Below are 12,301 nucleotides of genomic sequence, written 5' to 3'. Positions count from 1 at the left end.
GGGCCGCCGCCCGCGAACCGCGGCGGGGCCCGGCCCGGTCCGTCCCTCCCGGCCCGCCGGCTCCGGCGGCGCGGCGGGGCCCGGCCGGCGCCCCGCTCCCGCGCCGGGGCCGGCCCCGCCGCGGCGCCCTTCAGGAGCCGACGTTGCGCTCGTAGATCAGGCGCAGGCCGATCAGGGTCAGCCAGGGCTCGTACACGTCGATGTTGCGGGCCTCGTCGAGGACCATGGGGGCCAGCCCGCCGGTGGCGACGACGGTCAGCTCGTCGGGGTCGTCGGTCAGCTCCTCGGCCATCCGCTCCACCAGCCCGTCGACCTGGCCGGCGAACCCGTGGATGATGCCGGACTGCAGGGCCTCGACGGTGTTCTTGCCGATCACGTGGCGCGGCCGGCTCAGCTCGATCTTGTGCAGCTGGGCGCCGCGGGCCGACAGGGCGTCGATGGAGATCTCGATGCCGGGGGCGATGGCGCCGCCGACGTACTCGTTCTTGGTGGAGACCGCGTCGAACGTGGTGGCGGTGCCGAAGTCGACCACGATCGCCGGACCGCCGTACAGGTGGATGGCGGCCAGGGCGTTGACGACCCGGTCGGCCCCGACCTCCTTGGGGTTGTCCATCCGGACCGGAACGCCGGTCTTGACGCCGGGCTCCACGATGACCGCGGGCACGTCGCCGTAGTAGCGGCGGCACATCTCGCGCATCTCGTGCAGCACCGAGGGGACCGTCGAGCACACCGCGATGCCGCTGATGTCGGTGTCGGCCAGCAACGGGCTTTGGCTGATCAGCCCCTGGAGGACGACGGCGATCTCGTCGGCGGTGCGCCGGGCGTCGGTGTTGATCCGCCAGTGCTCGATGACCTCCTCGCCCTCGAAGAGCCCGAGCACGGTGTGGGTGTTGCCGACGTCGATGGTGAGCAGCATCAGGTCCCCGCTGTTTCAGGAAAAGTCAAGGCCGATGTCGAAGGAGCGCGCCGAGTGCGTCAGCGCCCCTACCGCAAGGTAGTCCACCCCGGTCACGGCGACGTCTCGGGCCCGGTCCAGAGTGAGGCCTCCGCTGGCCTCCAGCTCGGCCCGGCCCGCCGCCAGCCGCACCGCCTCCCGCAGTCGTTCGACGTCCATGTTGTCCAGCAGGATCGAGGTCGCCCCGGCCTCCAGCGCCTCGGCGACCTGGGCGAGGGTGTCGCACTCGACCTGCACGTGCAAGGACGGGTACACGGCGCGGACCGCCTGGAAGGCCTTGGTCACCGAACCGGCCGCGGCGATGTGATTGTCCTTGATCAGCGCGGCGTCGTGCAGGCCCATCCGGTGGTTGACGCCGCCGCCGCAGCGCACCGCGTACTTCTGCAGGGCGCGCAGGCCCGGCAGCGTCTTGCGGGTGTCGCGGATCTTCGCGCCGGTGCCCGCGACGGCGTCCACCCAGCGACGGGTCTCGGTGGCCACCCCCGACAGGTGGGTGAGCAGGTTCAGCGCGACCCGCTCGGCGCGCAGCACCGCGCGGGTCGGCCCGGAGACGGTCATCAGCACCTGCCCGGCGACGACCCGCCGGCCGTCCTCGACGTGCGGCACGGGGCGCAGGCCGAGCGCCTGGCAGACGGCGGCGGCGACGGGCAGTCCCGCGACCACGCCGTCCTGTCGCGCGGTGAACTCCCCGCGGGCGGTCTCCTGCGGCCCGAAGATCGGCTCGCTGGTGACGTCCACCTCGCCGTCCTCGGCCAGCGCCCGCTCCACCAGGTCCTGCACGGCCCGCGGGTCCAGCCCCGCCTCGGTGAGCCGCTCGGTGAGCTCTGGGGTCATCGCCTGCTCCTCACGCCGCCGTCTCCCGCGTCCCCGCGGAGGACGCCCGTCCGCCTCCCCGGCCCTCCCCGGACGCGTCCGCCGTCTCCGCCGCCGGCCGCAGCGGCTCGTACACCGTGGTCAGGCCGTCGTCGGTCAGGGTGGTCACCAGATGCCCCCGCCAGGCGGAGTCGTCGCCGGCGGGGTGATCGTGCCGCCAGTGGCTGCCGCGGGTCTCGGTGCGCAGCCGGGCGGCGGCGACGATCGCCGAGGCCACGGCGTGCAGGTTGGTGGCCTCCCAGGCCTCGACGCAGGGGTCGCCGCCGGTCTTGCCGGCGAGGGCGGCCAGCTCCCGGGCGGCGGTCTGCAGCCCTTCGGCGCCGCGCAGCACCCCCGCGTGGGCGGTCATGATCTGCTGGACGTCCTCGCGCACCGCCGGGTCGAGCAGGCCCTGCGGGCGGGCGTCACAGGCCGCGGCGGCCGGCCGGCGGGACGGGCGGACGGACGGACGGGCCAGGTCCGCACCGATGGCGGCGGCGATGCGCTCGCCGAACACCAGGCCCTCCAGCAGGGAGTTGGAGGCCAGGCGGTTGGCCCCGTGCACCCCGGTGCAGGCGACCTCCCCACAGGCGTACAGGCCGGGCAGCGAGGTGCGGCCCCAGGTGTCGGTGCGGACGCCGCCGCTGGCGTAGTGGGCGGCCGGCACGACCGGGATCAGATCGGTGACCGGGTCGACGCCGTGCTCCCGGCAGGCGGCCAGGATGGTGGGGAAGCGGTGCCGCCACAGCTCGGCGCCGAGGTGACGGCCGTCGAGGTACATGCAGGGCGCGCCGGTCTCGCGCATCCGGCTCATGATGCCCTTGGCGACCACGTCCCGCGGCGCCAGCTCGGCCAGCTCGTGGCGGCCGACCATGAAGCGTTCGCCGGACCGGTCGACCAGGAACGCCCCTTCGCCGCGGACGGCCTCGGAGATGAGCGGCTGGCGGCCGCGGGCGTCCTCGCCCAGCCACAGCACGGTCGGGTGGAACTGCACGAACTCCAGGTCGGTGACCTCGGCCCCGGCGCGCAGCGCCAGCGCCACGCCGTCGCCGGTGGACACCTCGGGGTTGGTGGTGGCGGAGAAGACCTGGCCCAGGCCGCCCGTGGCCAGCACCACGGCCTTCGCCCGCACGGCGCCGACCCCGTCCCGCCGTCCCTCCCCCATGACGTGGAGGGTGATCCCGCAGGCCCGGCCGGCGGAGTCCAGCAGCAGGTCCAGCACGAGAGCGTGCTCGATGACCTCGATCCCGGCCGCCCGGCGGGCCTCCAGCAGGGCCCGGCTGATCTCCGCGCCGGTGGCGTCCCCGCCCGCGTGCGCGATCCGGCGCCGGCGGTGGCCGCCCTCGCGGGTCAGCGCCAGGCCGCCGTCGGCGTCCCGGTCGAAGCCGGCGCCCAGCGCGATCAGCCGCCGCACGGCGGCCGGCCCCTCGGTGACCAGGATCCGCACGGCCTCCTCGTCGCACAGCCCGGCGCCGGCGGCGAGGGTGTCCGCCAGATGCTCGTGCGGGCTGTCCTCGGGGGCGAGGGCGGCGGCGATCCCGCCCTGCGCCCACCGCGTGGACCCGGCCTCCAGCCGGGACTTGGTCACCATCAGCACCCGGCCGAGCCCTTCGCGGGCCGCGGCCAGCGCGGCGACCAGCCCGGCGACGCCGGAGCCGACCACCACCACGTCGGTGTCGACGCTCCAGCCGGGCTCGGGCGCGCGCAGACGTCGAGGGATCATCTCGCCCTCCCCTGGGGGATTTTTCGTCACAATGACATTAACCGGTGGGGAACACGGGATGATCCCCGGGGGTCCGTCAACGGGCCGTCGGCCCGACGGCGTCGCCGCGGAGCTGATCTGAGCCGGGAACCGGCTCGGCGGGGTCGTCGCCGAGCGAGATGATCCGGTTGTCGCGGTCGACGTGCACCACGCGCGGCGTGAACGAACGCGCCTCCTCGTCGGTCATCTGGGCGTAGCTGATGATGATCACCAGGTCGCCGGGGCTGACCAGGCGGGCGGCGGCCCCGTTGACGCCGATCACGCCGCTGCCCCGGGGGCCAGCGATCAGATAGGTCTCCAGCCGGGCGCCGTTGTCGATGTCGACCACCTGCACCTGCTCGCCGGGCAGCAGGTCGGCGGCGTCCATCAGATCCCGGTCCACGGTGAGCGACCCCACGTAGTGCAGGTCGGCCTGGGTCACCGTGGCGCGGTGGATCTTCGACTTGAACATGGTGCGGAACATCAGCTCTCCCGGGGGCCGAACCGAAGGGGCGTGTTGTCGATCAGATGGGTGGTGCCGACCTTGCCGGCGACGGCCAGCACGGCCTCGCCGACGTGGTCGCGGCCGACCTCCTCGAAGGTGGCCGGGTCGACCAGGACCAGGTAGTCCACGTGCAGCGGGGGGTCGGCCCGGGTCGCCTCGTCCAGCACGGCCCGCGCGGCCTCCAGCACGGCCGCCGGGCCGTCGGCGACCCGCTCGGCGCCCGCCCGCAGGGCGCGCGACAGGTGGCGGGCGGTGGCCCGTTCGGCGTCCGAGAGGTAGCGGTTGCGGCTGGACAGCGCCAGCCCGTCCGGTTCGCGGACGGTGGGGACGGCCTCGATCCGCACCGGCACGTCCAGGTCGGCGACCATCCGGCGGACCAGGGCGAGCTGCTGGGCGTCCTTGGCCCCGAAGACCGCCACGTCCGGGCGGACCTGGTGGAACAGCTTCATGACGACCGTGAGCACCCCGTCGAAGTGCCCCGGCCGGGCCGCGCCCTCCACGATCGCGCCCATCCGGCCCGAGCTGAGCCGCACCTGGGGGTCGACCGGGTACATCACCTCCGGGGTCGGCGCCCACACCAGGTCCACGCCCTCGGCCGCGCACATCGCGACGTCGTCGTCGAAGGTGCGGGGATAGCGGTCCAGGTCCTCGTTCGGCCCGAACTGCAGCGGGTTGACGAAGATGCTCACCACCACCGCGTCGCCCAGCTCCCGCGCCCGGCGGATCAGCGACCGGTGCCCGGCGTGCAGCGCGCCCATCGTGGGGACGAACGCCACCGTGCCGCGGAGCCGGGCGCGGGCGGCGGCCAGCTCCTCACGGGTCCGGGCGATGACCGGTGTCATGAACGGTTTCCCTTTCTGCTCGAGGCCCCGGCGCACCGGGCGCGCCGAGGCCGTCAGGAGTCGGCCAGCACTTCCAACAGCCGCGCGGCGTCCTCGGGTTTGAGCAGCCCGGCGTCCAACGCCCGGTCGGCGGTCAGCCGCGCCATCGCCACGTACGCGCGGGCGCTCTCGGCCGAGACCTTGGACAGCTCGGCGATGTGCCCGGCGACCGTGCCCGCGTCGCCCCGGGCGACCGGCCCGGTCAGGCCGTTCATGCCGAGCCGCAGCCCGTTGTCCAGCGCCGCCCCCAGCAGCGGTCCGAGCATCTGCGCGGGATCGGCGACGCCGGCCGCGCGCAGCAGGTCCATCGCCTCGGCCACCAGCGTCACCAGGTGGTTCGCGCCGCCGGCCAGCGCCGCGTGGTAGAGGGTGCGGCGCTCCTCGGGGATCCACACCGGCTCCCCGCCCATCTCCACCACCAGCGCCTCGGCCGCCGGCCGCAGCGTCTCCGGCGAGGTCACCCCGAACGAGATCCCGGCCAGCCGGTCCAGGTCGTCGGGACGTCCGGTGAAGGTCATCACCGGGTGCAGCGCCAGCGGCAGCGCCCCCGCCCGCGTGGCGGGCTCCAGCACCTGCACCCCGTACCGGCCGCTGGTGTGCACCAGCAGCTTGCCCGTCACGGGGACGCCGGTCGTCACCAGACCGCTCACCAGCTCCGGCAGCGCGTCGTCCGGGACGGTCAGCAGCACCAGCTCCGATCCGGCGACCACCTCCTGGGGGGTGGCCACCACCGCGTCGGGGAGCCGCTCGGCGACCCGGCGCCGGGAGGCGTCCGACACCGCGCTGGCCGCCGTCACCCGGTGACCGGCCAGTGCGAGCGCCGCGCCCAGCGTCGTGCCGACCCGTCCCGCGCCCACGACGCCCACCTCGAGCCGGGCGGGCCGGTCCGCGGGCGCGACGGACGGCACGTCGGAAGACCTCATGACCGTTCCAGTCCTCGCTAGGGGGTACCGGACGGCCATCAGAGTACCCGCTCGCCTCCGTCAGTCGTAGGCGAGGGACTCCACCACGGAGGTCCGGGCGGCGCGCCGGGCGGGCAGCACGGAGGCGGCCAGTCCGGCGACGACGGCCAGCGCCACCAGGCCGGCGATCTGGGCGTAGGGGACGGCGGGCACGGCGGAGGGCGCCATGGACTCGGTGGCGGCCCAGCCGAAGACGACCCCCAGCCCGACGCCGATCACGGCGCCGATGACGGCCATGATGACGGCCTCCAGCGACAGCATCAGCCGCAGCTGGACCCGGGTGACGCCGAGGGCGCGCAGCAGGGCGGACTCGCGGGTGCGCTCCACCACCGACAGGCCGAGGGTGTTGGCGATGCCGAACAGGGCGATGATCACCGCCAGGCCCAGCAGCCCGCCGACGACCGCCAGGATGGTGTCGATGGCCTCGTCGAACCGCTCCTTCAACCCCGCCGTCGAGGCCACCTTGAGGGTCGGGTACGGGGCGATGATCCGCTCCACCGTCTCCAGGGCGCGGTCGGGGTCGACGCCGGGGGCGGCGTTCAGGTAGACCGCCTCGGCGTCCCGGGGGCCGAAGTGGCGGGCGAAGTCCTCCTCCGTCACCACGTACGGGGGCAGCGGGGTGTTGCCGGAGAACAGGGCGACGACCCTGAGCTCGACCCGGCCCCGCGGGGTGGGGATCGTCACCGTGTCGCCGACGTCGCGGCCCCGGGCGCGGTCGGCCTGGACGGCGACGGTGCCGGGGGTGAGGTCCTGCAGCGACCCCTTCTCCACCGTCGGTCTGATCATCGTGCCGAGGGCGGAGCGGGTGACCGCGCCGATGTGCTCGGTGCGGCCGCCCTCGGCGGACTCCCGGTGGATCCGCAGCTCCATGACCTCGCCGATCTCCGGACGCTCGCGCAGCTCGGCGACGACCGCGGCGGGCACCGGGTGCGGGGGCCGGTCGCCGGTGGCGTACTGGCCGCGGAGCTGGAAGTCGACCGGGAACTGCTCGGCCAGCTGGGCGTCGGCGGTGGCCCGGCCTCCGGCGGCGACCACCGCGAACAGGCTCATCAGCCCCACCCCGACGGTCAGCGCGACGGCGGTGGTGGCGGTCCGGCGGGGGGCGCGGCAGGCGTTGGACACCGCCAGCCGCCCGGGGACCCCGGCCAGCCGGGCCGGCAGCGCCCCGGTCGCCCGGCTCAGCGGCCGCACCAGCGCGGGCATCACCGCGATCACCGCCAGGAACACCAGCGCGCCGCCCCCGGCGACCAGGAACATCGCCGTCTGCCCCTCTTCCAGGGCCAGCGCCCCCAGGCCCGCCGAGGCCAGTCCGGCCGCGCCCAGCAGCGCCGCCAGGATCCGCCGCGGCCACCCCAGGCGGAACCGGCCCGAGCCGGGCTCCCGTTCGGTGCGCAGCGCGGCGACCGGGGCCACCCGGGTCGCCGAGCGGGCCGGGGGCAGCGCCGCCGCCACCGTCACCGCCACGCCGACGCCCAGCCCGGCCGCCACGGCCGGCGGCGTCAAGGTCAGGTCCCCGCCGGGGATGCCGCCGGCGCCGTCGCCGATCAACGCCAGCAGTCCGCCGGCGAGCGCGACGCCGAGGCCCAGTCCGGCCAGCGAGGCGACCAGCCCAAGAAGCGCCGACTCCGCCAGCACCCCGAGGAAGATCTGCCGCCGGGTGGCGCCCACGCAGCGCAGCAGCGCCATCTCCCGGGTCCGCTGGGCCACCAGGATCGCGAACGTGTTGTAGATGACCAGCGCCGACACCAGCATCGCCACCAGCGCGAACAGCAGCAGCCCGGTCCGGATCATCGCGGTGTCGGCGCCCGCCCGGGCCGCCAGCCGGTCGCCCAGCGCCCGCCCGTCCAGCACCTCGTGGTCGCCGCCGAGCGCCGCGGCGACCGCCTCGCGCAGCTCCCGCGGATCGCCGCTCCCGGCGATGTCGATCTCGACCGGGTCCGGCCGGCCGGTGATGCGGACGGCCGTCTCCGGGGTGAAGCCGACCGCGCCGCGGAAGCCCACCTCGTCGTCGATGCCGAAGTCGGCCAGCCCGGTCACGGTGAACGCGTGCCGGGCGCCCTCGCCGTCCACGACGGTGACGGTGGAGCCGACCCGGTAGTCGTTCCGTTCGGCGGTCCGCTCCTCCAGCACGACCTCGTCGGGCGCGCCGGGGGCCCGGCCGGAGACGATGTCGTAGCGCTGCAGCCGGCCCTGGGCGACCGACAGGCCGACCGTGGGCAGGTCGCCGTAGACCTTGCCGTCCTTGCCGATCAGCGCCGCGTCGCCGCGGATCATCGCGTGGACCTCGGTCACCCCGGGGACGCTCCGGACCGTCTGGACCGTCGAGGCGGGCAGCCGCCGGCCCTCGCTCGGCAGCACCGCCACGTCGACCTTGCCCGCCGACCCGGCGAACTCCTCGTCGATGCCCGCCTGCATGCTGTCGGTGAGCACGAACGTGCCCGCGATGAACCCGACGCCCAGCATGATCGCCAGCCCGGTCAGCAGCATCCGGACCTTGTGGGCGCGCAGCCCCGCCAGGGAGATCTTCAGCATCGGTCAGCCCCCCAGCGCCTTGAGCCGGTCCAGCACCGTGTCGGGGGTCGGCCCGGCCAGCTCGTCGACGATCCGGCCGTCGCGCAGGAACACCACCCGGTCGGCGTAGGAGGCCGCCACCGGGTCGTGGGTGACCATCACCACCGTCTGCCCCAGCTCCCGCACCGAGGTGCGCAGGAACCCCAGCACCTCCGCCCCGGCCCGGGAGTCCAGGTTGCCGGTGGGTTCGTCGGCGAAGATCACCTCCGGCCGGGTCACCAGCGCCCGGGCGCACGCCACCCGCTGCTGCTGCCCGCCGGACAGCTCGCTCGGCCGGTGCCCGAGCCGGTCGCGCAGCCCCAGCACGTCCACCACCTGCTCGAACCAGGCGCGGTCGGGCCGGCGGCCGGCCAGCTCCAGCGGCAGCAGGATGTTCTGCTCGGCGGTCAGGGTGGGCAGCAGGTTGAACGCCTGGAAGATGAACCCGATCCGCTCCCGGCGCAGCAGGGTCAGCCGCTTGTCGCCCAACGCGGTGATCTCCACGTCGCCGAGGGTGATCCGGCCCGCGGTGACGGTGTCCAGCCCGGCCAGGCAGTGCATCAGGGTGGACTTGCCGGACCCGGACGGGCCCATGATCGCGGTGAACGCGCCCTTGGCGAACGCCACGTCGACCCCGCGCAAGGCGTGCACCGCGGCGTCGCCGGTTCCGTAGACCTTGTCGACTCCGACGGCCGTGACCGCCGGAGGGGAGACGAGCGTGCTGGTCACGTGGACTCCTCGTTCCGTTCGGCTGAACGGGATCCACGCTAGGAACGGGCGCCTTCGCTGCCATCGGCCCCGCGGCCATGATCGGGATGCGCGCCGCGGCTGATCCGCCCGCCGTCGTACGACTTCAGGCGCACTCCCGGATACGACCTACGCCTGACCCCTGCGCACCAGCCCGGTCTCGTAGGCGAACACCACCGCCTGCACCCGGTCGCGCAGCCCCAGCTTGGTGAGGATCCGGCCGACGTGGGTCTTGACCGTCGCCTCCGACACGTACAGCCGGCCGGCGATCTCGGCGTTCGACAGCCCCCGGGCGACCAGGTGCAGCACCTCGCGCTCCCGGCTCGTCAACGTCGCCAGCGCCCCCTGGGCGGCCTGCTGCTCGGTGTCCGGCAGGTGCACCGCGAACCGGTCCAGCAGCCGCCGGGTGGTGGACGGCGCGACCACCGCGTCGCCGGAGTGCACCGCCCGGATCGCCTCGATGAGCTGAGGCGGCCCGGCGTCCTTGAGCAGGAACCCGGCCGCGCCCGCCTTGATCGCCGCGAAGGCGTACTCGTCCAGGTCGAACGTGGTCAGGATGATCACCCGGGGGCGTCGTTCGGCGGGCAGCGTCCCGATCCGGCGCGTGGCCTCGATGCCGTCCACCCGGGGCATCCGCACGTCCATCAGCACCACGTCCGCGGTGACGGCGCGCAGGACGTCCATCACCTGTGCGCCGTCCCCCGCCTCGGCGACCACCTCGATGTCGGGCTGGGCGTCCAGCACCATGCGGAATCCGGCACGGACCAGCTCCTGGTCGTCGACCAGCATCACTCGGATCAAGCGCTCCTCGCCTCCTCGCGCAACGGCAATCGGGCCACCACCTCGAACCCGCCGCCCGCCCGCGGTCCCGCCCGCACGGTGCCTCCGTAGACCGCGGCGCGCTCCCGCATCCCGACCAGCCCGTGTCCCATGCCGTCGTCGGGGGCCGCCGCGCCGCGCCCGTCGTCGGTCACCGTCACCTGGATCGCCTCGTCACCGTAGTGCAGCCGCACCTGCGCCGTCGCCCGCGGACCGGCGTGCTTGACGATGTTGGTCAGCGACTCCTGGACGATGCGGAACACCGTCAGCTGCATCCCCGGCGGCAGCTCCACCGGCACCCCCTCGACCCGGAAGTCCAGCGGCAGCCCCGACTCGCGGATCTGCTCCACCAGGTCGTTCAGCTGGGCGACGCCGGGCTGGGGCCGGTAGGAGCCCGCATCGTCGCCCTCCCGCAGCACCCCCAGCAGCCGCCGCATCTCCGCCAGCGCCAGCCGCCCGGTCTGGGAGATCGTCTCCAGCGCCCGCTTGGCGCGCTCGACGTCGGTGTCGATCGCATAGGAGGCGCCGTCGGCCTGCACCACGATGACGCTGACGTTGTGCGCCACCACGTCGTGCAGCTCCCGGGCGATCCGCGCCCGCTCGGCGGCCATCGCGATCTGGATCTGGGCGTCGCGCTCGCGCTCCAGGCGCTCGGCGCGCTCCTCCAGCGAGCGGGTGTAGGCGCGCCGGGTGTTGATGTAGACGCCGAGGATCCACACCCCGGCGACCACCACGCTCAGCATGACGAGCCCGTACCGGTAGTCCGCGGGGCTCACCGTGTAGCGGACCGCCGCCAGGACCGCCCCCAGCTCGGCGACGAGCCCGGCGGCCACCGCCTCCCAGCGGGAGGTGCAGCAGGCCGCGACCGTGTACAGGGCGATCAGCACCGCCGCGTTCGCCGGGATCATGGTGAAGCCGGCGAGCCACTGCAGGAACGACACCGCGGCGATCACCGCGAAGACCTGCAGCGGCCACCGCCGCCGCACGACCAGCGGCCCCAGCAGCCCCGACACCAGGGCGAGATAGGCCCACCGGGGGATGGGCTCCCCCGGGGGCGGATACGCCGCCGGGGCGGTGTAGGCGGACGCGGTCAGCATCGACAGCAGCAGCAGCGGCGACATGAAGGCGAAGTCGACCAGCGGCTTCTTGCTCCGCCACCACGCCCACGCTCTCCCCACCATGGTCTCGAGCCTACGTTCGGCGCGGCGAGAGGCCATCCGACCTGAGTCGTACCGCCCCTGCGGCCGGCGGCGTGACGGTAGCGTTCGCTGTCGTGCACGGGTGGGTGAGGTGGCGGACGGCGATGCAGCGGGCGCTGTACGGCGAGGGCGGCTTCTACCGACGGGGCGAACGGCCCGCCGCCCACTTCCGCACCTCCGTGCACGCCTCCCCGCGCTTCGCCGAGGCGGTCGCCCGGCTGCTGGCCCAGGTGGACGCGGCCCTGGGGCACCCGCCCCGGCTCGACCTGGTGGACGTCGGCGCGGGCTGCGGCGAGCTGCTCGTCCGCGTCCTCCAGGCCGCCCGCCCCGACCTGGCCGAACGTCTCGCCCCGGTCGCCGTGGAGCTGGCGCCCCGCCCGGCGGAGCTGCCCGAGCGGATCGGCTGGCGGGCTGCGCTCCCCGACGCCGTCACCGGCCTGATCATCGCGAACGAGTGGCTCGACAACATCCCCCTGGACGTCGTCGAGCTCACCCCCGAGGGGCCCCGCCTGGTGCTGGTGGATCCGGCCACCGGCGCCGAACGGCTCGGCCCGCCCCCCGCCGAGGAGGACCTGGCCTGGCTGGAGCGCTGGTGGCCGCTGACGAATCCCGGCGACCGCGCCGAGATCGGCCGTCCCCGGTGCACCGCCTGGTCCGACGTGCTGACCCGCCTGCGCGCCGGCCTGGCGGTGGCGATCGACTACTCCCACACCCGGCGGGACCGTCCCGCCCACGGCACCCTGACCGGCTACCGCGACGGCCGCGTCGTCCCCCCGGTGCCGGACGGCTCCTGCGACATCACCGCCCATGTGGCCCTGGACGCCTGCGCCGCCGCCGGCGTCCGGGCGGGGGCCGCCGCCACCGCCCTGACCACCCAGCGCCGGGCCCTGCGCGCCCTGGGCCTGACCGGGGCCCGCCCGCCGATCCGGCTGGCCCATCAGGACCCGCGCGGCTACGTGCTGGCCCTCCGCCGCGCCGGGGAGGAGGCCGAGCTCATCGACCCGGCCGGCCTGGGCGGTTTCGGCTGGCTCGCGCAGGCCAGGCGGATCCCGCTGCCCGAGCCCCTGGCGGAGTGCGCGACGGCGTGAGG

The 12,301-nt window shown here is 75.0% G+C and carries 11 protein-coding genes; 1 reads left to right on the top strand and 10 read right to left on the bottom strand.

The window, feature by feature from the left end; all coding sequences use genetic code 11:
• Positions 1 to 130: 130 nt before the first annotated feature.
• The 10 genes from EIO00_RS19375 to EIO00_RS19330 all read right to left on the bottom strand — a co-directional run bounded on the left by EIO00_RS19375 (position 131) and on the right by EIO00_RS19330 (position 11,193).
• The gene (locus EIO00_RS19375; protein WP_140180996.1) at positions 131 to 916 is read right to left on the bottom strand and encodes a type III pantothenate kinase; all 786 of its coding nucleotides are present in this window, start codon (positions 914 to 916) and stop codon (positions 131 to 133) included.
• A 15-nt stretch (positions 917 to 931) separates the two neighbouring features.
• Complete coding sequence (gene nadC, locus EIO00_RS19370; protein ID WP_140180994.1) at positions 932 to 1,789, bottom strand: carboxylating nicotinate-nucleotide diphosphorylase; 858 nt, start codon at positions 1,787 to 1,789, stop codon at positions 932 to 934.
• A 10-nt stretch (positions 1,790 to 1,799) separates the two neighbouring features.
• Positions 1,800 to 3,530 (bottom strand): L-aspartate oxidase, encoded by a 1,731-nt coding sequence (locus EIO00_RS19365; protein ID WP_140180992.1) that lies wholly within the window; start codon positions 3,528 to 3,530, stop codon positions 1,800 to 1,802.
• A gap of 76 nt (positions 3,531 to 3,606) precedes the next feature.
• Positions 3,607 to 4,032 (bottom strand): aspartate 1-decarboxylase, encoded by a 426-nt coding sequence (gene panD / locus EIO00_RS19360; protein ID WP_140180990.1) that lies wholly within the window; start codon positions 4,030 to 4,032, stop codon positions 3,607 to 3,609.
• The gene (panC, locus tag EIO00_RS19355; RefSeq protein ID WP_140180988.1) at positions 4,032 to 4,895 is read right to left on the bottom strand and encodes a pantoate--beta-alanine ligase; all 864 of its coding nucleotides are present in this window, start codon (positions 4,893 to 4,895) and stop codon (positions 4,032 to 4,034) included. The genes panD and panC overlap by 1 nt, the downstream gene beginning before the upstream one ends.
• A 53-nt stretch (positions 4,896 to 4,948) precedes the next feature.
• On the bottom strand, positions 4,949 to 5,857 hold the full coding sequence (locus EIO00_RS19350; RefSeq protein ID WP_140180986.1) for a Rossmann-like and DUF2520 domain-containing protein: 909 nt from the start codon (positions 5,855 to 5,857) through the stop codon (positions 4,949 to 4,951).
• A 60-nt stretch (positions 5,858 to 5,917) separates the two neighbouring features.
• On the bottom strand, positions 5,918 to 8,428 hold the full coding sequence (locus EIO00_RS19345; RefSeq protein WP_140180984.1) for an ABC transporter permease: 2,511 nt from the start codon (positions 8,426 to 8,428) through the stop codon (positions 5,918 to 5,920).
• Positions 8,429 to 8,431: 3 nt separating this feature from the next.
• Complete coding sequence (locus EIO00_RS19340) at positions 8,432 to 9,175, bottom strand: ABC transporter ATP-binding protein (RefSeq protein ID WP_140180982.1); 744 nt, start codon at positions 9,173 to 9,175, stop codon at positions 8,432 to 8,434.
• Positions 9,176 to 9,322: 147 nt separating this feature from the next.
• Positions 9,323 to 9,994, bottom strand: a complete 672-nt coding sequence (locus tag EIO00_RS19335; RefSeq protein WP_140180980.1) for a response regulator transcription factor — start codon at positions 9,992 to 9,994, stop codon at positions 9,323 to 9,325.
• Positions 9,991 to 11,193, bottom strand: a complete 1,203-nt coding sequence (locus EIO00_RS19330; protein ID WP_241661468.1) for a sensor histidine kinase — start codon at positions 11,191 to 11,193, stop codon at positions 9,991 to 9,993. The genes EIO00_RS19335 and EIO00_RS19330 overlap by 4 nt, the downstream gene beginning before the upstream one ends.
• 92 nt (positions 11,194 to 11,285) lie before the next feature.
• Between EIO00_RS19330 and EIO00_RS19325 the strand changes: the two genes are divergently transcribed.
• On the top strand, positions 11,286 to 12,299 hold the full coding sequence (locus EIO00_RS19325; protein WP_338325943.1) for an SAM-dependent methyltransferase: 1,014 nt from the start codon (positions 11,286 to 11,288) through the stop codon (positions 12,297 to 12,299).
• Positions 12,300 to 12,301 lie beyond the last annotated feature (2 nt).

The organism is Thermomonospora catenispora (assembly GCF_006363815.1).
Taxonomy (GTDB): Bacteria; Actinomycetota; Actinomycetes; order Streptosporangiales; family Streptosporangiaceae; genus Thermomonospora; species Thermomonospora catenispora.
This window is presented reverse-complemented; position numbering and strand designations above follow the sequence as displayed.